Genomic DNA, 18,853 nt, shown 5'->3' on the forward strand with positions numbered 1-18,853 from the left:
CTACAATCGACGCCAATCTTCGTCGAGAACTTTGCGGTAGACCTTACTCTCGGCGAGGATGTCCACGAGATCTCGATCGACGAGGCCGGCATCTGCATCCGCGCGAATGATCTCGAGTGCTCGCTCCGCCGTCACCGCAGGCTTATACGGGCGATCGTTCGCCGTGAGCGCGTCAAACATGTCGGCGACGGTGATCATTCGCGTTTGAATCGGAATCTCGTCGTTCTGAAGATGCCTCGGGTAGCCAGTGCCATTCAGTTTTTCGTGGTGGCCGGAGGCGTACGCGACGAGGTTCTTCAAATCATGCGTCCACGGAATTCGCTCGAGAAACGCGCTCGTCTTGGCGACATGTGATTCCACCTCGGCGCGTTCGCCAGCGTCGAGCGTTCCGCGTATCAGTTGGAGATAGCGCAGCTCGTCCGGCGTGAGATACGGCGCCGAGCCTCCGCCTTCGACCGGGAAGGTGCGCTGAGCGATCTTTCCCAGCTCGATGGAATGCGGCTCGTCGACGACGGACGGCTCGTTGGCGGCGCGAACGATTTCGCGGAGCCGGTCCACGTCGCGCAAGCGCTCGTCAAGCTCGGCGTCGAGGCGCGCGACGCTCGCTGCATCGGCGCGATCGGATTTGCACGCGGCCACGAGCTGCTTGTAGTGCTCGAGTTCCAGCGTCCGACGAATCAGATCGAAACGTGAGTCGACGCGCTCCCACAGCACCGGCGGAAGCTTCTTCGCTTTCATCAGCACATCCTCGCGAACCGCCACCTTGCCGATGTCGTGAAGCAGCGCGGCGAAATGCAGCTCGCGCATTTGCTCTTCCGTGAACCGAAGATCGTGATACGGGCCGTGGCTGGTTCGCTGCACCGCCTCGGCGAGTGCCGTCGTGAGCGCAGCGACACGAACCGAGTGTCCTGCTGTCGACGGATCGCGCGCGTCGATTGCTGACACGGCAGCCTTCACGAGGCTTTCGAGAATGTGTTCGATCTCCGTGTATAGACCCGAATTCTCGATCGATACGGCCGCTATACTCGCGAGCGAACGGGCTAGCCGTACGTGTCGCTCAGCGAAGGGCACGATGTACCTGTCGGCATCTGCGTCTGCCATGATCGACGCATTCGGGTCGATCTTGCGATTGATGAAAAAAACGACGCCGAGTACTTCGCTCCGTTGCGTGAGCATTGGCACGGCCAACATCGATCGTGCGGGATAGCCGTAGCGACGTTTGAAATCCGCGCTCGCGACGAAAGTCGACCCTGGCGGTAAGGCTTCGGCGTCGGCCACGACTACGGGCTTCTTCGTAAATGCCGCGTGGCCAACCATGCTCGTGCTGCCGACCGCAAAACTGACAGTAGGAGTTTCGATGTCGGGCAGCGAGTCGAGCTCGAAGACGACCGGACGCAGGTGCGCGTTGCCGTGCTCGTCTCGTTCGAGGATCAGGACGCCGCCGCCATCGCTTTCCGTGAGTCGTTTGCCGTGTGCGACGATGAGTCTGAGGAGCACCGTCCGATCGCGTTCGTGCATGAGCGCGATACCGATTCTGTTCAGCTCTCTCGACTCATCGTCGACGCGCGCGAGGTCGCGCTTCATCTGAGCGCCCTCGGCGCGCGACGCGGCAAGCTGACAAGCAGCGTCCAGCAGACTCGCCCTGATGGCGGGGTCGTGGGCGCCCACCAGCGTGATGTCGGCGCGGTCACCGAACGCGGTTGACGCGTCCGTGTCTTCGGCGACGACGACAACGTGAGCCGGCAAATGCTGGAGCGCAGCGAACCGTTCGAGCAATCCACCATTCGCGACGAGCACGACGGCGTCATCGTCGTTGATCGCGCCGGCGACCAGGTCGCTCGGCGAACGCCACTGAATTGTCGAACGTCGCGCAGCGCTCAGGCCCGCTCTCAGTTCGTCAGGCGCGTCTGGCGACTCTTGGTAGACGACGCACTTGCTGGCCATGCGTTTGAGCTAGCGCAGTGATCATGCCGACCATGACTCGGCGCGCGTCGGGCTCGGGTATCGGAAAGCCGAGGGATCGTTCTATGCGTCGCCGGCTGACGCTTCTCGTCCTCAAGGTTTTGCATGAACGGCAACCTGACTCTGCCTTCGGCCACGCTGATCATCGGCGTGCTCGTCGTCGTCATCGCACTCTTGTTCGTGCTGCGATGCATCAATGTCCTGCGGGAGTACGAGCGCGGCGTCGTGTTCCGCCTCGGCCGAGCAGTGAAACGGGAGAAGGGCCCCGGATTGGTGATGATTGTATGGCCGATCGACCGAATGGTGCGCGTGTCGCTCCGTATCGTGACGTGGGATGTGCCGCCACAGGACATCATTACGCGAGATAACGTGTCGCTCAAGGTGAACGCGGTCGTCTATTTTCGCGTGACCGATGCGAACAAGGCCATCATCGAAGTCGAGAATTACCGGTTCGCCGTAGAGCAGGCGGCACAGACGGGACTTCGGTCGGTGCTAGGCGAAGTCGAGTTGGACGACCTGCTTGCTCAGCGCGAAAAGCTCAATGCGCGGCTGCAGACGATACTCGACGAGCACACGGAGACGTGGGGTGTGAAGGTGACGCAGGTGCAGGTCAAGCAGGTGGATCTTCCACAGGAAATGCAGCGTGCGATCGCGGCTCAGGCGGAGGCCGAGCGTACGCGTCGGGCAAAGATCATCGCGGCCGACGGAGAATTTCAGGCCTCGGCGAAGCTGGCCGAGGCGGCGGCGGTGCTCAATCGTGAACCGATTTCGGTGACGTTGCGGTATCTACAAACGCTCATCGAGATCGGAACGGAGCAGAACACGACGATCGTGTTTCCGCTGCCGCTCGACTTGCTCGGCGGCCTGCGGCAGAAGACGCCGAGCGAAGTATCGGCGCCGCCTCTGCAGCCGCCAGTTTTGCAGCCGCCGGCGACTGCTTAGCGCTGCGCGGCAGTCACGGCCGAGTCTTCCACTCATCGGTCTTGGTTGTCGCCGTCACCTGCTGGTAGGTCTTGAGCTCGCCGTTGTTGAACGCTTCGATCGTGCGTCCGATTGGAGCGATCCCGGAGAGGAACGCCGACGTGTTGGCGAGCGTCGGCGGTGGCGGGACCGTGACCACGCGAGTCGTCAGCGCTTTTCCGGTGCTGTCGGTGCCTGTTGCCGTAAGGATGCCAACACCGCTGCTGTCCCTCACGTCCATCGAAGTGATGACGAATTTTGGCGGGAGCGATCCACCGAGTTGCGGAACATAGATAATGGGCGCGGGAGGGGATGGGACCGCGCGAATGAAACGACTGGTCGAGTCGATCGGCAGTGCCTGGATGTTGCGATAGAAGCGCTCGTCGATACTTCCTGTGAAGAGGTACTGCTCGACGTTCGAGGTGTAGAAGGCGGTGACGATCTGGTTTCGCTGTTTCAGGTAGTCGCCGACGCTACGGATCGCTTTGGCGCCAGAGAAATCCCCGACAACCGGCACTATCAGATTTCGGCCTTCGAAGGTCCGAAGCCAGCGATATCGTTCCTCGGTCGCCAGAAAGGCTGTGTTGACACCGTCCTCGGTCGTGAGCGTCTGGAGTTTGGAATAGGCTACGTGCCACTGCGTCACGGCCGGCGGCGGCGCCCCAAGACGTGATGCGTAGCTGATGTTCGGGCCAGCTTCACGAAACGCCTCAAAGACTCGGCGCATCGACGCGATATCGGCAGGGGACATCGCGAAACCGTGCGTCACTGTGAGGCGATCGACGATCGCCGTCCACGTGGCGTTGAACGCGGAATCACTGACCGGTGCGACGGCGAGCGAATCGAAGATTTCGTCGGGGGTCGCTGAGGACGCGAGTGTCGGCGGGAGGGACCGAGAGAACAGTCGTGCGACGAATGCGGCGCGCGTTGGCGACAGCTCGAACAGCGCTTTGTACATGAGGTGCAACATCGCGTTCTGGCGGCGGATGTCGAAGATCACCGCCAGCCGCGGCTGGAGATTGACGATGTACGTGAAGTTCTGTTCGGGTCCAACGCCGAGGTAGGCGCCGTTTGGCGTTAGCGTTTTCTGAAGTGTGGGAATGACGTACTGATAGGTTTTTTCGTTCGAGACGAAGTTTTCCGACGGAAACGAGCCTCCCTCCTCGGACATCGTCGTGAAGATGCGCCAGAATTCGCGATCCGACAGCGAATCCGTCGTCGCACGTTTGGTCTGTGCCGGCGAAGTCGCTGGCAGGAAGACGAGAACGGCGGCGCAGAGTAGCGCAAGGCGGGCAGAACGACGGGACGCGAGCGGCAAACGATAGCTCCGGTGAGACCGTCAGAGCACCAAGACTAGCATGCGGCGCAGCTCCGCGGCAACGCCGCGTCGAATCGTCGGTGGGGATGGCGCGAAACCGTTCACCGGATCATTCTGAACGGTGCTCGACAGTCGCGCGGGTCACGCCGTTCACATCGCATCCAATCTCATGATCGTTGGTCTCGCATCGCCCCGCATCGCGTCGTCCGTTGACGACGGGTTGGAACGAGTACGGCGTCTCATCTCCGACGCGTCAGCCCGAGGCGCCGAAGTCGTGTGCTTTCCGGAAGCCTACATACCCGGACTGCGTGGGTTGGATTTCGAGGTTCCGCCATTCGAGCGCGCAGACGAAGAACGAGCGCTGCAGGAAGTCGCCAAATGGGCGCGCGAATTCAAGATCGCGACGATTCTCGGGATCGAGCACATCACTGAAACGGGACGGCAGATTGCGTCGGTCGTATTCGACGCAAAAGGAATGGAGCTTGGACGGCAGACCAAAGTTCAACTCGACCCCAGCGAGGAGAAATTCTACGAAGCCGGAACGGGACGAGCGATTTTCGAGGTAAATGGGGTGAAGTTCGGGATCGCCATTTGTCACGAAGGTTGGCGGTATCCCGAGACAGTCCGATGGGCCGCGGTGCGTGGGGCGAAGATCGTGTTTCATCCGCAGCATACAGGAAGCGAGACTGACGGGGTCGTACTGACGAGTTGGGGTTCGGCGAAGGCGCCGTACTATGAGAAGGCGATGATGTGCCGGGCGCTCGAGAACACGATCTATTTCGCCAGCGTCAATTATGCGTTGCGGTTTCCGGAATCAGCGACGGCGGTGATTGGGCCGACCGGAGAGTGTGAAGCGAGTTTGGCGTATGGAGAAGAAGGGGTGCTGATCCACGAGATCGACGAAGAAAAGGCGACCGGGTTGTTGGCGGGGAGGTTTGCGCCTTCGAAGTATTGATGGTTTGAAAAGGCGCAACGACTGAAGGGCGGGACAGCCGAACGACGCACCGGCCGAACAACGCACCGGCCGAACAACGCACCGGCGAACAACGCACCGGCCGAACAACGCACCGGCCGAACAACGCACCGGCCGAATAGCGCACCGGCCGAATAGCGCACCGACCGAACAACGCACCGGCCGAACGGCGCACCGGCCGAATAGCGCACCGGCCGAACAACGCACCGGCCGAACAACGCACCGGCCGAATAGCGCACCGGCCAAACACCGCGACGGCCGAACACCGCACCGGCGAAACAACGAGGCGGCCGGTGTCACGTCTTCAAAAGCGACGTGAGCATTTTGATAATCGTGACGAGGCGGTTGCGAAGCCTCCAGAAGGTCGCCTCCGCGATTCGTTCGGACTGCAGGTTGGCTCGCAGGTGCCGAATCGTCTCTTCCGCCTCGCCCCGCGCGATTCGAAGGGCTCGGTTGCGCTCACCCTTCTTACCTCGACCGAATCCTTCGCTGATGTTGGCACCGATCGAGTGGGCGGAATCCCGGAGTTGGCTCGCGTGGATCAACTGTCGCGGAGCGCGATCGATGAGTTGACTGATTTCGTCCGCGACGTGATCCGCGGCGTCGAGAACGGCAAGATCTCGGTGATTGCTCATTCCTCACACTAGATCATCCGCGCGACGTCTCTGCGACCGGTTCGTTGCGTAACGCATCTCCATATTTCGCCTCCGCCGTCCCGCGCCGGACGGCCGGGGGGGGGGCGGGTGCGTCGTCTGGCCGGTGCGCTGTTTCGGCCGTCACGTTGTTCGGCCGCCGCGTTGTTCGGCCGCCGCGTTGTTCGGCCGCCGCGTTGTTCGGCCGCCGCGTTGTTCGGCCGCCGCGTTGTTCGGCCGCCGCGTTGTTCGGCCGCCGCGTTGTTCGGCCGCCGCGTTGTTCGGCCGCCGCGTTGTTCGGCCGCCGCGTTGTTCGGCCGTCGCGTTGTTCGGCCGCCGCGTTGTTCGGCCGCCGCGTTGTTCGGCCGCCGCGTTGTTCGGCCGCCGCGTTGTTCGGCCGCCGCGTTGTTCGGCCGTCGCGTTGTTCGGCCGTCGCGTTGTTCGGCTGTCGCGTTGTTCGGCTGTCGCGTTGTTCGGCCGTCGCGTTGTTCGGCTGTCGCCTTCTACTCCCCGACCTGTCGCCGATTCATGTGCTGAGTGAGCCGATCAATCAGCTTCGCCTTTGGCATGATGCCAATGACGCGATCGACGAGCTCACCATCCCGAAACACCAGCAGCGTTGGAATGCTGCGCACCCCGTATCTCACCATCGTAGCCGGCTCGGCATCTGTGTCCATAGCCAACACGCGAATGGCCGATCCCAGTTCGCCCGCAACGGCTTCGATGATCGGTTGCATCACTTTGCACGGCGGACACCACTCCGCTGAGAGGTCCACGGCGACGAGGCCCGTACCTGGAGCGATGGCAGACGCGAACGCCGCGTCGGTAACGGCGTGGAGAACGGTGGATGCAGACATCGAGATGAACCTCCCATCGAGTTGGCCCGGTGCGCTCGCTACCGGTTATCGAGGAGGTTAAGCCTTAAAGCGCGCTTTAAGTCAAGCCGACGGTAGGCCGCCACGCGACCACAGCGCGCCAAGCTGATGTACCGGACCCGCTCCGCCGCCCACCGTGAGATCGTTACCGTGCGCGATCGACTCGGCGACGAAGCGCTGCGCGGCCGCGCATGCGTCCGCGAGCGAGAATTCTCGTGCAAGGAAGACTGCGATCGCCGACGAGAGCGTGCAGCCAGTCCCGTGAAGCGTGGTCGCCGCCACGCGCGGCGCGCGAAGCTCTCGCATCTCCACGCCATCGTCTAGCACGTCAACTGCGAACTCGGCGTCATCGAGATGGCCACCAGTCACCAAGACGGCACGGACACCAGAGCCCATGAGACGACCGGCCGCCTCGCGCATCGCCGCAACGGAGCGCGGCTCCGGAATCTCGACAAGCACGGCCGCCTCATAGACGTTCGGCGTGACGACCGTGCCCAGGGGGATCAGCTCGCGGCGCAGGGCGTTGAGCGAAGTCTCATCGATCAAGCGAGCACCAGTCGATGCTCGCAGGACTGGATCGATGACGACGATCGGTGGCTTGAACGTTCGCAACACGTCGGCCACGACGCTCACGGCGTCGCCCGAACCAAGCATTCCGATCTTCACAGCATCGACGCGTACGTCGTTGAAGACTGCCTCGAGTTGCGCGCGAAGCACGTCGGCGGGAACTGGGAACACACCTGACACGCTAACCGTGTTCTGTGCCGTCAACGCCGCCGGAGCGGCACAACCGTATGCGCCGAGCGCAGCGAAGGTCTTGAGATCGGCCTGAATGCCAGCACCGCCGCTCGGATCAGAGCCGGCGATGCTCAGAACATTCGGGACGCGATCGTTCACGTCGCGAACTCGAACGCGGGGCGCGTCGACACTTCGACCAGTTGACGCGCAGCATCAGCGGGATCCTGAGCCGAACAGATGGCCGAGACCACGGCAATGCCGCTCACGCCGGTCGCGCGTACTCGCGCCGCGTTACCGTAGTTGATCCCACCGATTGCGACGCTCGGCAGCGATAACGCGCGACAGACAGCAGCGGTTCCACTCAACCCGAGCGGCGGCGCTGCATCGAGTTTGGTTGGTGTCGTGAACACCGGCCCCACGCCGATGTAGTCGACGACTGATGGATCGACCAACTCCGCTTCGGCGAGCGTCGTGACCGATAGGCCGACGATTGCGTTCGGTCCGATGAGACGCCGAGCGTCGGCCGCGGACATGTCGTCCTGGCCGACGTGCACTCCGGTTGCGCCGGCGGCGAGTGCAACGTCGACGCGATCGTTGACGATGAGTGGAATGTCGAACGGGCGCAGCACCGCGGCGAGTGCTGCGGCGACTTCGACAAACGCACGAGTCGACGCATTCTTCTCACGAAGCTGCACCGCGGTGACGCCGCCGCGCACGGCTTCCATCACGAGATCCTCGATCGATCGTCCCATTGTATCGTCGCGGCCAACGACGAGATACAACGACAAATCGATCGATCGACGCGCGCTCATTCTCGGTCGCGCACGCGGGCGCGCCGTTCGAGTTCGTCGCGATCCAGACGGTACAATGCGTCGAGCAGATGCAGTTGCAAGGAGCCCGGTCCGGGCGACTGTTCCGCCGCTATTTCACCCGCGACGCCCAACGTCGCGAGTGCCGACACCGTCGCTGCGAACGGATCATCGTTGGCGCCGAGAAAAGCGCCGACGAGTGCGGTGGCAGTGCAGCCCAACCCGGTGACGCGCGCCATCATCGGATGGCCGTTGTGAATCGCAACGACGCGATCGCCATCCGTGACGTAGTCGACCACGCCGGTCATGGCAACGATTGCATGCGTATCGCGAGCGAGCGAACGTGCAGGCTCGAGTGCCGCCTGCGTCGAGTGCGTTGCGTCTACGCCTTTGCCGGCGGCGCCGAACGATCCTGCCAGCACCATGATCTCCGACGCATTGCCGCGAATCACCGCCGGCGTGAGGCGCGCGAGATCGGCGCTGACCTGCGACCGATAGCTCGTCGCGCCGGCGCCGACGGGGTCGAGCACCCAGCGAATGCCTGCGCTATTCGCTCGGGCGACCGCGAGATGCATGGCGTCGACCCAGCTGGGCGATAACGTACCAATGTTGATCACGACCGCACGCGAAATCGCCGCGAATTCTTCGACCTCTTCCGCCGCGTGCACCATCGCAGGCGACGCACCGACGGCGAGCAGCGCGTTCGCCGTGTTATTCATGACGACGTAGTTCGTGATGTTGTGCACCAACGGCGCGGCGTCTCGCACACGTACGAGCGGCGTGGAGAAATCGAGCGTCGTCGTGTTTGTCGGAATCGTTGTCGTTGCCATCGCTCAATCTCCCGTAGCGACAGTCGCCGTTGTGGCGACATACAGTTCTCCACCGGTAGCGCGGAACTCAGACGCTTTCGCCGCGAGTCCAACGTCCAGCGCATCGGTGGTATTCGCGCCAAGCGATGCGGCGTAGTCGCGGACATCTTGAGTGATCTTCATCGAGCAGAACTTCGGGCCGCACATCGAACAGAAGTGCGCGACCTTCGCACCATCTGCCGGCAGCGTTTCGTCGTGATAGGCGAGCGCCGTCACTGGATCGAGCGCGAGGTTGAACTGATCGCGCCAACGAAACTCGAAGCGCGCCTTGCTCAGCGCGTTGTCCCAGTCGCGCGCGTGTGGATGGCCCTTGGCAATGTCGGCAGCGTGCGCGGCAATCTTATACGTGATGACGCCGGCCTTCACGTCGTCGCGATTCGGCAGACCAAGGTGTTCCTTGGGCGTGACGTAGCAGAGCATGGCTGTGCCGTACCAACCGATCTGCGCCGCGCCAATGGCGCTGGTGATATGGTCGTAGCCCGGCGCGATGTCCGTGGTGAGCGGTCCGAGCGTGTAGAACGGCGCTTCGTTACACCACTTGAGCTGCTTGTCCATGTTCTCTTTGATGAGATGCATCGGAACATGGCCCGGGCCCTCGTTCATTGTCTGAACGTCGAACTCCGACGCGATCTTGTTCAACTCTCCCTGCGTCCGCAGCTCGGCGAATTGCGCTTCGTCGTTCGCATCGTAGATCGAACCGGGACGAAGGCCATCACCGAGCGAGAAGGACACGTCGTACGCACGCATGATCTCGCAGATTTCGCGGAAGTGCGTGTAAAGGAAGCTTTCTTTGTGATGCGAGAGACACCATTTCGCGATGATCGACCCGCCCCGTGACACGATTCCGGTCATTCGCTTGGCGGTCATCGGGACGTACCGTAGCAGCACGCCAGCATGCACAGTGAAGTAGTCGACGCCCTGCTCCGCCTGTTCGATCAGCGTGTCGCGATAGAGCTCCCACGTCAGCTCTTCGGGAACGCCGCCAACTTTCTCGAGCGCCTGATAGATCGGCACCGTGCCGATGGGCACCGCGGAATTGCGAATGATCCACTCGCGTGTTTCGTGAATGTCCTTGCCGGTCGAGAGATCCATGACCGTGTCGGCACCCCACAGGGTTGCCCAGCGGAGCTTCTCGACTTCGTCGTCGATCGACGAACGAATGGCAGAATTACCGATATTGGCGTTGATCTTCACCTTGAACATGCGGCCGATGATCATCGGCTCGAGCTCCGGGTGATTGATGTTCGCTGGAATGATTGCGCGGCCGCGCGCGACTTCGTCGCGGACGAGTGTGGCCGGCAGACCTTCGCGCAGCGCAATGAACTCCATTTCAGGAGTGATCTCACCGCGCCGCGCGTAGTACATCTGCGTTACCGGTCCGGTGCCGCGTAGCGTTGGCCGCTGCAGACCTTCAGGGATTTCGGCGCGCGGGCCGGCAGGTGCCGTGTACGTGCGCGACACCGTCGCTACGTTGCCGCGCGACTCGATCCACTCGGCGCGAAGCGCAGGCAATCCATCGCGCACGTCGTAGCCGCGTGGGCCACTCGTGTCGTAGACGCGGAGCGATGGCTCGCCGCCGGAGAGCGTGATCTCCCGGAACGGAACCTGGATTCCATGCGGTCCACTCACGTGAACCTTGTGGGAGTTCGGGAACGCGTCGCCGTAGCCGGTGTCCGCGATCTCGAGCGGCGGCAAAATCGTAGCAGCCATGGTGTCTCTCCTGCCAACAATTGCAGTCGAGATCCGGATGGGTTCGGTGGCCGTCGACACGACGGCCATCGAGGCGACGGGACGCGAAATCCTGGGAATTCCAGGAATCCTCGCGACTCGCCGCGCTCCCTACGCCGGTGTGATCCGGATCAGGTTCCAAGGGACTATCTCAACTCCGCGCTCTCGCGACGGAATACCCCTGGCGGCAGGGGTGAATTTACCTGATACGGAAGAAATCAGCGAGGGTGAGTCACGATGGACGGTCTGAGCATTGGCGAGATCGGTGAACGGGCGGGGATCGCCGCGTCGGCGATACGCTACTACGAGCGGCTGGGACTGCTCCCCAAACCGGCCCGCATTGGCGGCCAGCGACGGTACGATGAGAGTATTCTCGAATGGCTGTCGCTGATCGCGCTCGCGCGCGAGGCCGGGTTCACCATGGCCGAGATCAAGCGCCTCGTGACCGAATTCAAACCCGGCACGCTGCCGGCGGCGAAGTGGAAAGAGCTCGCGACGCACAAGCTCGAGGAGATCGACGAGACCATCGCGCGCGCCGAACGAATGCGCGCCGTGCTACGCATCGCACTGGACTGCGGATGCTTTCGACTCGAGGACTGCGGTGCGCTGTTGGCTGCCGGGCCGGTCGACGGTCAGAGTCCATGCGTACTTCCAAGCTCCGTCAAGCGCAAAGCGTCCGGTCGCATTCGCTGAATGACTTGCGTCCCTTCCTCGACTCATCGATCATCCCACTGTGCACCAACCTTCGATTGACGATCGCGACGGTCAGCCGCCGCCAAACGCGCCGCCGGGACGCGAATACACCGACCTGGGCTTCGGGCGTGTCGTTTCCCAGCAGGTTCGCGGACGTTTTCTCTCGCACGACGGCGAACCAACAAGCCGCAAATATGGCCTCGGCTCGCAACGACTCGAGCGCTTCTATCTCGCCGCGCTGAACGCACCGCTCGCCGTCTTCGCACTGTGGGCGCTCGGCACGCTGCTGCTGCTGAATGGCTTCTTCACGCTCGGCTACCTCGCGCTCGGCGACAACACGTTGCACGGCGGCGATCTGCTCGGGCTCAAAGATCCGTTTTTGCGCGCATTCAGCTTCAGCGTCGCCAAGTTCACGACGAGCGATCCCGGGCCGATCTACGCGATCGGTCCTACGGCGCATTGGCTCGTGGTCTTCGAGTCGTTCTTTGGGCCGTTCATGCTCGTCGCCACGGCCGGTCTGCTCATCGCGCGACTGACGCGTCCGCGCATGCGTCTGCGTTTCAGTCAGTCGGCCGTCATTGCGCCGTATGAAGGTGGCCGTGGCCTGATGTTTCGCTTCGTGAATACGCAGCCGAGCGAGTTGAGCGACGTACAGGTTCGCGTCAGCCTCACCCTGTTCGAAGAAGTCGACGGCAAGCGTGAGCGCAACTTCTATCCGCTCAAGCTCGAGCGCGATTCGGTCGACCTGTTCACGCTACACTGGACGGTCGTTCATCCGATCGACGCCGACAGTCCGATGCGCGGCATGACGCCGGACAAAATCCGCGAGGCGCAGGCCGAGGTGTTGATTCTCGTCAATGCGCACGAGGAGAATTTCTCGACGCGCGTCACCGCTCGCGCCTCATATTGGTGGGATGAGATCCGCTGGGACGCAAAGTTCGCAAGCTTGTTTGCGAGTACGACCGATGGTGCGATCGCGATCGACGTCGACCGACTCGATCGACTCGACCGTTTGGATCCTGGGGCGACGAGCGCGCCCGCTGCAATCGAACAGGCCGCCGCGTCGAAATAGCGGTGACAGCTAGCTAACGATCCTCGCCTGCTCCGACTCGAACGGCTTCGAGGTCGAGTTCCTGTTCGAGCTGGCGTAGCACATCGTCGGAGATCGCGCCTTCATTGCGCAGCCGGACAAGCATGCGTCGCTCGGCTTTCAGCATTTCAGTCCGAAGCCGGCGACGCCCTTCTGGTTCGCCCGAACTGTACTCGAGCAGGCGAATCCGATCGCGCAGTTCGTTGCGGAGCCATTCGACATCGCGACCGTCGACCCACGATTCGCGAGAGACGTCCTCGAGTGCCTCGGCGCCGCGACGTGCCGCCTCCAGGCGCGCGACGCGCGCCTCGGCGTGATGCTCTTCTTCAGGCGTGAAGTTGAAGCGACGAATCAGCGGCGCGAGCGTGAGGCCCTGAAGCACGAGCGTCATCACGATGACGCACATCGTGATGATCACGATCTCGCTGCGATACGGAAAGGCTGCGCCACTCGCGACGACGAGTGGCAGTGCAAGCGCAGTCGCCATGGAAACGATGCCGCGCATGCTCGTCCAGGCGATGAGAAACAACGCTTGCCACGCCGGCATTGGATCTCGCTCGCGAAGGCGCCGGCTCAGCGCGCGGGGGATGATGGCCATGAGCGGAACCCAGACGAGTCGCACGACAATCGCGACCACGCCAATGATTGCGCCGGAGCGAATGAGCGATCCGATCGTTCCGGGCGGCACGCCGGCCATGAGCGCGCGGAACTGAACACCGAGCAGAAGGAAGATTGCGGCGTTGAGTACGAAGACGAGCAGATCCCAGATTGATTGATTTTGCAGTCGCGACATCGGCGCCACGGCGCCGGAAAAGCGGCGGCGCAGGAACAGACCACCGGCAACGCACGCGAGCACGGCGGAAACATGCAGACTCTCTGCCGCGAGCCACGCGACGTACGGCGCGGCGAGCGTGAGCAGCGTCTCGGCCATCGCGTCCTTGGACCAGCGTAGCGCCAGCAGAACGATCCACGCGATCAGAATGCCGACGAGGACGCCGACGCCGGCGTCCACAAAGAAGCGAACGATCGATTCGCCCCAGCTGAACGTCCCAGCAACTGCGGCGGCGATGGCTGATCGATAGAGAATGAGGGCCGACGCGTCGTTGACGAGACTCTCACCTTCGAGAACGACGATCACTCGGCGCGGCACTGGGAGGCGCGACACGATCGCGGTGGCAGCAACCGCGTCGGGTGGCGAGACGATTGCGCCGAGTGCGATTGCGATCGGCCAACTCATGCCGGGGAAGAGCGTGCGTGCAACAATTGCGACGGCGACAGACGTAACGAGAACAAGTCCGATCGCCAGCAACCCAATGGGGCGGCGGTTCGCGCTGAAGTCGCGCAGCGACGTGAAGAACGCTGCTGCCCAGAGAATGGGCGGCAGGAACACGAAGAAAACGAGATCTGGATCCAGTTCCGGGAGAGCGGCGCCGGGAACGAGAGCGACGACGAACCCCGCGGCGACCTGGAGGATTGGTGGTGGAATCGGCAGCCGTCGGGCGAATGCCGTAACGGCGATGACCACCGCGGCGAACGCGAGCGCGAGAACGACCGGGGGAAAGTGCGTCATGTCGGTCAGGTAATCTCGACGCGACCGATCGTGCGTGCTAGGCGCGACGCAGCATAGGGCTTGCGGATTTTCTATTTGTTCTACAGAATAGAATATGGCTGCAACGCCCCTCGGAACCCTCGAACTATCTGTGCTGCTATCCGTCGCCCGACTCGGCGCCGAGGCGTATGGGCTCGCTGTGCGTCGAGATGTGTCGGCGCGATCCGAGCACGACTACTCGGTGGGCGCGGTGTACACGACGCTTCAGCGACTCGAGACGAAGGGGCTGATTTCGTCGCGCACGGCTGAGGCAACGCCGGCGCGCGGAGGTCGGTTGCGCAAGCAGTTCAAGATCACGGCGTCGGGGCAGCGATCGCTTCGCGAGGCACAGCGCGCCACGGCGTCGATGTGGGCAGGACTCGGTACAACATTCAAACCGGAGCCAGCATGATCGAGCCACCGCGAAACATCGAACTGTTGCTCGCGTCGTTCGGCGCGGAACCGGAGTTTTGCGACGCCGTGATTGGCGATCTCGCTGAAGAGTTTGCCTATCGAATAGAGGTGGATGGCGTGGACGCGGCCGAACGCTGGTACTATCGCGAGGCGATTCGCGCGACTCCGCACTTGGCGTACAACTCACTGCGTCATCGCGGATTCGCGGGACTGTTCCGGTCTGCCGGAACAATCCTCAGCGCGTACGCGATCGTGTTTCTTGGAATCATCACGCCCGTCGCAATCTTTGCCGGCGCGGCGACGAGAGCCGGAGCGCTCGGACCACCGATATCGCATGCCTCCTCGAAGGGTTCACCCACGCTCCTGGCGATTGCGTTTTGGCTCACGGTGGATCTGGTCGTGTTCTCGTCGGTTGGTTACGTCGCTGCCTACCGGGATGAGGATTCCCCGCTTACTACCGCGGCAATGTCGGGGGTAGTGGCAGCGGTTTTCGGGGTCGCGACAGTCGTCGTCCAAGCGCTTAGGACGCCTTGGATGGTCTCGCTGCCGGCACTCGCGCCCGTTGGCGCCGCCGTCACAGTGATCGTTGGCTCGGCGATCGCCGGAGGAGCGCTCCGAGTTCGCGTCGTTGATCGCAGTGTCCGCCGTGAAATCGTTTAGAGGAGCGGCCTAAGGCGAAATCGCGCCGAGGACTCTAGTCTTCATGGATGCGAATCATCGCCGGAAAATTTGGCGGTCGTAATCTGACCTCCCCTGCCGACCAACGCGTTCGACCCACTGCCGAGCACGTGCGCGGCGCGGTGCTCGACCTGCTCGCGCCAGAGCTCCCCAACGCGCGCGTGCTCGACCTCTTTGCCGGGACCGGCGCACTCGGCCTCGAAGCGCTGTCGCGCGGCGCGAAGCAGTGCGACTTCGTCGAATTCCGACCGGCAAGCCTCCACGCTCTTCGCGCCAATGTCGCCGCCCTTCGGCTGCGCGAACGCACACGCATCTTCAAGCGCGACGCTCTGCCCTTTGCCGGCGCACTCGCCACAGACACGTACGACATCGCCTTCGTAGACCCGCCGTACGAGTCGCGCATTCTCGATCGCGTGATCGATAGCTGGAACGCCAGCCACTTTGCGCGAGCGCTCGTGGTCGAACACGCGCGAACACACGAGCTTCCGCGCGGCGCACTCTATCGCGTCTACGACGACACCGCGATCACGATCTATCGCGTGGCAGAATGAGCGACGCTGACATAATCGTGGTTGGTGCCGGTGTCGCCGGACTTGCCGCCGCGCGCCGACTCGCGGAAGCTGGCCGGTCGGTGTTGATCCTCGAGGCCCGCAATCGAGCCGGTGGCCGGATTCTCACCGGCGACGACGGCGTTGACCTCGGTCCGGAGTTCATTCATGGATCTCCAAAGGCGACGCTCGCGCTGCTCAAGGAAGCAGGCGTGCCGTTTATCCCGACAGCAGGCTCCGCATGGAACTCCGATAACGGACGCATGCATCGCGGAGACTGGCGCCACGATGACGACCTACACGCGCTGATGCGCGTCGCCGACGGGCTCGAGTCCGACCTGTCGGTTGATGATTTCCTCGATCGAGTCGTGCACGACGAGCCACGCTTTCGTCACGCCGCCGATTCGGTTCGGCGTCGCGTGCGAGGGTTCGACGCTGCCGATACACGACGAGCGAGCATGAAGGCGATCGTCACGGAGTGGAATGGCGACGCATCCGCCGACTCGGAGGCCGGGCGACCACGCGGCGGCTACTCCAGATTGACCGCCCACATGGTACGAACGCTTGACGCCGATCGCGTCGCCGTTCACTACGAGAGCGTGGTGCGCACAATTCGCTGGACGAAAGGCGCGGTCGAAGTCGAAGTATCGCGCGGCGAACAACAGATCGAACGAATTCGCGCGCGAGCGGTCATCATCACCGTCTCGCTCGGCGTGCTATGCGCTGCGTCAAATGACATCGGCGCAATTCGCTTCGAGCCCGAGCTCGCCGCGAAACGGCACGCGCTCGACGGACTAGCGATGGGACCAGCGCTCAAGGTCATGCTCCACTTCAGTGATGCGTTCTGGGAGCGCATCGATGACGGACGCTACGCTGACGCGAGCTTTTTCTTCGCGGAGCATGAGTCGCCATTTCCCACGTTCTGGACATCGATGCCGGAGCGCACGGCGTGGCTCACGGCATGGATGGGCGGCCCTGCTGCCGCCGAGATGTCGGCGCAGTCGGATGAGGTGATCAAAGCAAAGGCTGCCGAGAGCGTACAACTGCTTTTTGGTGATCGCGTCCGTATTGACGAACTCCTCACCGAGATTCGCGTGCACAACTGGCAGCGCGATCCCTTCGCCCGCGGCGCGTATAGCTACACCGTGGCTGGAGGCTTGAACGCCAGGCGAGAGCTCGCGACGCCGATCGACGACACGTTGTTCTTCGCTGGCGAAGCAACCGACGACACCGCGGAAGCAACGACGGTCGCGGGCGCCATCGCATCGGGCGAGCGAGCGGCGCAAGAAGTCATCGGTGCGACCTGAGTCTCAAACGCGAACGATGTCGCTGGCCTCGAGGATCTGCTTGTCGTAGCCGTGCTTGGCAACCTTGATCAAGGCGCGGCCGAGCTGTTCAGTCGTCGTCACCCAGCGCGATAGGCTCGTGCGAAGCAGCGGATACAACGGCCTGAGCACGCCGTAGATGATGTTGTACGACGTCGTCCGTGATCGAATGCCGTGAAGCGGCAGGATAATTCCCGGCCGAAACACGTACACGGCCTTGAATGGCAGACGCATGAGCGCGTTCTCCGTGCGCCCTTTCACGCGCGCCCACATCACTCGGCCTTGCTCGGTACTGTCGGCGCTGCCACCCGAGACGAAGACGAACGTCATTGCGGGATTGCGCTTCACGAGCGTTTGCGCGACCGAGAGCGCAATCGAGTACGTCACGCGCGTATACTCCTCTTCGCTGAGTCCAAGCGACGACACGCCGAGGCAGTAGATGCACGCATCGAAACCGGAGAGTTGCGACTCGATGGGCGTGAGATCGAGTAAGTCGCCGTGGACGAGCTCGCGAAGCTTCGCATCGCTGCGGCCGCTTCGAGCGCGGCCGAGCGTAGTGACCTGAGTGACCTGTGGATCGAGCAGACACTCGCGAAGCGCGCCTTGCCCAACCATTCCCGTTGCGCCCAAGAGGAGCACGTTCACGTGATCGGTCCCGTTGAAGAGGCGTTCGCCTGAAGTTCAACTGGCCGGGAAGCCCTGGAAAGCTTCTTGCGCGCACCCTCGCGCATGACGACACCACCCGACGTCCGCGTCCTGACGCAAGACGAAGCCGAGGCGCTCCTAACGCGCAATCAGGTTGGCAGAATTGCCTTTTCGCTGCGCGATCGCGTCGACATCGAACCGGTGAACTACGTCTACGACGCGCCGTGGATTTTCGGACGAACGAGCGTTGGCGCGAAGCTGCTCACGCTCGCGCACAATCGCTGGTGCGCATTCGAGACGGACGACGTTCGCGGACTCTTCGATTGGCAGAGCGTGGTCGTGAAGGGCCCATTCGAGGTCTTCAATTCTGCGATCGATACGTCGGACAAGTACGAGCGAGCTGTCGCCGCCATTCGTCGCATGATTCCGAAGGCCTTTGCCGACGGCGACCCGACGCCGCAACGAAACATTGCGTTCGGGGTGCACGCGTCGGAAATCGAAGGCCGCGCGTCGACGACGAAACCCGCCTGAGCGGGTTCGGAGCTACGCGCGTCGCACCTTAGCGCGGACCGAGCCACGCGGTAGGCCGAGCGCGTCCTGCGCCGCAACGAAGACATCCGTCCACAGACGCGCGTCGCGCGGAGCATCGAACTTCGGGAGCTCGAAGTACGGGACCGTTCCGCGCGGCAGGAATCGGTCGGCGTTGTGGTAGACGAAGAGGCCAAAGTCGAACACGCCAGCCGAGACAGGCAGTCCGTCGACCTCGATCTGCGGGTCGACGCGATTCAGTTCGCGCGCCGAGTTGTTGAACTCAGCCGGCGTCGCACGTTCGCTCGGCTCGGCACCGTACGCCTCGGCCAACGCCGGCCGGACTCGTCGGACCAAGGCGGCCAGGAACTCGAGGGCGTCGTCGGTGAGGAGGTGCTCGAATTCCGGCGCGGTGGGGCCAACGACGACGACAGAGCGCGTGAGTGACGTGGTGATCGACTGATCGAGCCCTTGCATCGC

General features: G+C 63.0%; 20 protein-coding genes and 1 riboswitch. Of the genes, 10 read left to right on the top strand and 10 right to left on the bottom strand.

Going from position 1 to position 18,853, the window contains the following annotated elements; genetic code table 11:
* Nucleotides 1–1,944, bottom strand: coding sequence for an HD domain-containing phosphohydrolase (locus AC6H4Z_RS22035; protein WP_497544124.1), 1,944 nt, complete (start codon nucleotides 1,942–1,944; stop codon nucleotides 1–3).
* 123 nt (nucleotides 1,945–2,067) lie between these two features.
* On the opposite strand from AC6H4Z_RS22035, the gene AC6H4Z_RS22040 reads away from it, so the two are divergent.
* Entirely contained in the window at nucleotides 2,068–2,904 is an 837-nt protein-coding gene (locus tag AC6H4Z_RS22040) for a slipin family protein (protein WP_497544125.1), read from the top strand.
* A 13-nt stretch (nucleotides 2,905–2,917) separates the two neighbouring features.
* On the opposite strand, the gene AC6H4Z_RS22045 is transcribed toward AC6H4Z_RS22040, so the two are convergent.
* Nucleotides 2,918–4,240, bottom strand: a complete 1,323-nt coding sequence (locus tag AC6H4Z_RS22045; protein ID WP_497544126.1) for an LIC_10091 family protein — start codon at nucleotides 4,238–4,240, stop codon at nucleotides 2,918–2,920.
* 121 nt (nucleotides 4,241–4,361) lie between these two features.
* Between AC6H4Z_RS22045 and AC6H4Z_RS22050 the strand changes: the two genes are divergently transcribed.
* On the top strand, nucleotides 4,362–5,195 hold the full coding sequence (locus AC6H4Z_RS22050) for a carbon-nitrogen hydrolase family protein (protein ID WP_497544127.1): 834 nt from the start codon (nucleotides 4,362–4,364) through the stop codon (nucleotides 5,193–5,195).
* Between the two features lie 311 nt (nucleotides 5,196–5,506).
* On the top strand, nucleotides 5,507–5,860 hold the full coding sequence (locus AC6H4Z_RS22055) for a hypothetical protein (RefSeq protein WP_497544128.1): 354 nt from the start codon (nucleotides 5,507–5,509) through the stop codon (nucleotides 5,858–5,860).
* Nucleotides 5,861–6,348: 488 nt separating this feature from the next.
* Here the strand turns inward: AC6H4Z_RS22055 and AC6H4Z_RS22060 are convergent, their stop codons facing one another.
* From AC6H4Z_RS22060 to thiC, 5 genes are all read right to left on the bottom strand, one after another.
* Complete coding sequence (locus AC6H4Z_RS22060; RefSeq protein ID WP_497544129.1) at nucleotides 6,349–6,702, bottom strand: thioredoxin domain-containing protein; 354 nt, start codon at nucleotides 6,700–6,702, stop codon at nucleotides 6,349–6,351.
* An 81-nt stretch (nucleotides 6,703–6,783) separates the two neighbouring features.
* Nucleotides 6,784–7,617: a bifunctional hydroxymethylpyrimidine kinase/phosphomethylpyrimidine kinase gene (gene thiD / locus AC6H4Z_RS22065; RefSeq protein ID WP_497544130.1), complete on the bottom strand. Its 834-nt coding sequence runs from the start codon at nucleotides 7,615–7,617 to the stop codon at nucleotides 6,784–6,786.
* The gene (gene thiE, locus AC6H4Z_RS22070; RefSeq protein ID WP_497544131.1) at nucleotides 7,614–8,270 is read right to left on the bottom strand and encodes a thiamine phosphate synthase; all 657 of its coding nucleotides are present in this window, start codon (nucleotides 8,268–8,270) and stop codon (nucleotides 7,614–7,616) included. The genes thiD and thiE overlap by 4 nt, the downstream gene beginning before the upstream one ends.
* On the bottom strand, nucleotides 8,267–9,097 hold the full coding sequence (gene thiM, locus AC6H4Z_RS22075) for a hydroxyethylthiazole kinase (protein ID WP_497544132.1): 831 nt from the start codon (nucleotides 9,095–9,097) through the stop codon (nucleotides 8,267–8,269). The genes thiE and thiM overlap by 4 nt, the downstream gene beginning before the upstream one ends.
* Nucleotides 9,098–9,100: 3 nt before the next feature.
* Nucleotides 9,101–10,846, bottom strand: coding sequence for a phosphomethylpyrimidine synthase ThiC (gene thiC, locus AC6H4Z_RS22080; RefSeq protein ID WP_497544133.1), 1,746 nt, complete (start codon nucleotides 10,844–10,846; stop codon nucleotides 9,101–9,103).
* 108 nt (nucleotides 10,847–10,954) lie between these two features.
* Nucleotides 10,955–11,057, bottom strand: a riboswitch (TPP riboswitch).
* 44 nt (nucleotides 11,058–11,101) lie between these two features.
* Here thiC and AC6H4Z_RS22085 point away from each other — a divergent pair.
* On the top strand, nucleotides 11,102–11,557 hold the full coding sequence (locus tag AC6H4Z_RS22085; protein WP_497544134.1) for a MerR family transcriptional regulator: 456 nt from the start codon (nucleotides 11,102–11,104) through the stop codon (nucleotides 11,555–11,557).
* A 40-nt stretch (nucleotides 11,558–11,597) separates the two neighbouring features.
* On the top strand, nucleotides 11,598–12,629 hold the full coding sequence (locus AC6H4Z_RS22090) for an ion channel (RefSeq protein WP_497544135.1): 1,032 nt from the start codon (nucleotides 11,598–11,600) through the stop codon (nucleotides 12,627–12,629).
* Between the two features lie 13 nt (nucleotides 12,630–12,642).
* Here AC6H4Z_RS22090 and AC6H4Z_RS22095 read toward each other — a convergent pair whose 3' ends face one another.
* Nucleotides 12,643–14,217 (bottom strand): Na+/H+ antiporter, encoded by a 1,575-nt coding sequence (locus AC6H4Z_RS22095; RefSeq protein WP_497544136.1) that lies wholly within the window; start codon nucleotides 14,215–14,217, stop codon nucleotides 12,643–12,645.
* Nucleotides 14,218–14,311: 94 nt separating this feature from the next.
* On the opposite strand from AC6H4Z_RS22095, the gene AC6H4Z_RS22100 reads away from it, so the two are divergent.
* From AC6H4Z_RS22100 to AC6H4Z_RS22115, 4 genes are read left to right on the top strand one after another with little or no spacing between them, the layout of a single operon-like run.
* Nucleotides 14,312–14,647, top strand: a complete 336-nt coding sequence (locus AC6H4Z_RS22100; protein WP_497544137.1) for a PadR family transcriptional regulator — start codon at nucleotides 14,312–14,314, stop codon at nucleotides 14,645–14,647.
* Complete coding sequence (locus AC6H4Z_RS22105) at nucleotides 14,644–15,309, top strand: hypothetical protein (protein ID WP_497544138.1); 666 nt, start codon at nucleotides 14,644–14,646, stop codon at nucleotides 15,307–15,309. The genes AC6H4Z_RS22100 and AC6H4Z_RS22105 overlap by 4 nt, the downstream gene beginning before the upstream one ends.
* Nucleotides 15,310–15,356: 47 nt before the next feature.
* Nucleotides 15,357–15,878 carry a 16S rRNA (guanine(966)-N(2))-methyltransferase RsmD gene (rsmD, locus tag AC6H4Z_RS22110; protein ID WP_497544139.1) on the top strand — a complete coding sequence of 174 codons (522 nt, stop codon included), beginning with the start codon at nucleotides 15,357–15,359 and terminating at the stop codon, nucleotides 15,876–15,878.
* Entirely contained in the window at nucleotides 15,875–17,182 is a 1,308-nt protein-coding gene (locus tag AC6H4Z_RS22115; protein ID WP_497544140.1) for a flavin monoamine oxidase family protein, read from the top strand. Before rsmD ends, AC6H4Z_RS22115 begins: the two co-directional genes overlap by 4 nt.
* Before the next feature lie 3 nt (nucleotides 17,183–17,185).
* On the opposite strand, the gene AC6H4Z_RS22120 is transcribed toward AC6H4Z_RS22115, so the two are convergent.
* On the bottom strand, nucleotides 17,186–17,845 hold the full coding sequence (locus AC6H4Z_RS22120) for an NAD-dependent epimerase/dehydratase family protein (RefSeq protein ID WP_497544141.1): 660 nt from the start codon (nucleotides 17,843–17,845) through the stop codon (nucleotides 17,186–17,188).
* Between the two features lie 84 nt (nucleotides 17,846–17,929).
* Between AC6H4Z_RS22120 and AC6H4Z_RS22125 the strand changes: the two genes are divergently transcribed.
* Nucleotides 17,930–18,376 (top strand): pyridoxamine 5'-phosphate oxidase family protein, encoded by a 447-nt coding sequence (locus AC6H4Z_RS22125; protein ID WP_497544142.1) that lies wholly within the window; start codon nucleotides 17,930–17,932, stop codon nucleotides 18,374–18,376.
* 12 nt (nucleotides 18,377–18,388) lie between these two features.
* On the opposite strand, the gene AC6H4Z_RS22130 is transcribed toward AC6H4Z_RS22125, so the two are convergent.
* Nucleotides 18,389–18,850: a hypothetical protein gene (locus AC6H4Z_RS22130; RefSeq protein ID WP_497544143.1), complete on the bottom strand. Its 462-nt coding sequence runs from the start codon at nucleotides 18,848–18,850 to the stop codon at nucleotides 18,389–18,391.
* Nucleotides 18,851–18,853: the final 3 nt, after the last annotated feature.

The sequence above is a fragment of the Leucogemmata humicola genome (genome assembly GCF_055379415.1).

Coding starts and splice junctions, on each gene's coding strand:
- AC6H4Z_RS22130 (WP_497544143.1), bottom strand. CDS start 18,850: ATGCAAGGGCTCGATCAGTCGATCACCACGTCACTCACGCGCTCTGTC.
- thiM (WP_497544132.1), bottom strand. CDS start 9,097: ATGGCAACGACAACGATTCCGACAAACACGACGACGCTCGATTTCTCC.
- rsmD (WP_497544139.1), top strand. CDS start 15,357: ATGCGAATCATCGCCGGAAAATTTGGCGGTCGTAATCTGACCTCCCCT.
- AC6H4Z_RS22085 (WP_497544134.1), top strand. CDS start 11,102: ATGGACGGTCTGAGCATTGGCGAGATCGGTGAACGGGCGGGGATCGCC.
- AC6H4Z_RS22035 (WP_497544124.1), bottom strand. CDS start 1,944: ATGGCCAGCAAGTGCGTCGTCTACCAAGAGTCGCCAGACGCGCCTGAC.
- AC6H4Z_RS22115 (WP_497544140.1), top strand. CDS start 15,875: ATGAGCGACGCTGACATAATCGTGGTTGGTGCCGGTGTCGCCGGACTT.
- thiE (WP_497544131.1), bottom strand. CDS start 8,270: ATGAGCGCGCGTCGATCGATCGATTTGTCGTTGTATCTCGTCGTTGGC.
- AC6H4Z_RS22060 (WP_497544129.1), bottom strand. CDS start 6,702: ATGTCTGCATCCACCGTTCTCCACGCCGTTACCGACGCGGCGTTCGCG.
- AC6H4Z_RS22125 (WP_497544142.1), top strand. CDS start 17,930: ATGACGACACCACCCGACGTCCGCGTCCTGACGCAAGACGAAGCCGAG.
- AC6H4Z_RS22105 (WP_497544138.1), top strand. CDS start 14,644: ATGATCGAGCCACCGCGAAACATCGAACTGTTGCTCGCGTCGTTCGGC.
- AC6H4Z_RS22040 (WP_497544125.1), top strand. CDS start 2,068: ATGAACGGCAACCTGACTCTGCCTTCGGCCACGCTGATCATCGGCGTG.
- AC6H4Z_RS22095 (WP_497544136.1), bottom strand. CDS start 14,217: ATGACGCACTTTCCCCCGGTCGTTCTCGCGCTCGCGTTCGCCGCGGTG.
- thiC (WP_497544133.1), bottom strand. CDS start 10,846: ATGGCTGCTACGATTTTGCCGCCGCTCGAGATCGCGGACACCGGCTAC.
- AC6H4Z_RS22100 (WP_497544137.1), top strand. CDS start 14,312: ATGGCTGCAACGCCCCTCGGAACCCTCGAACTATCTGTGCTGCTATCC.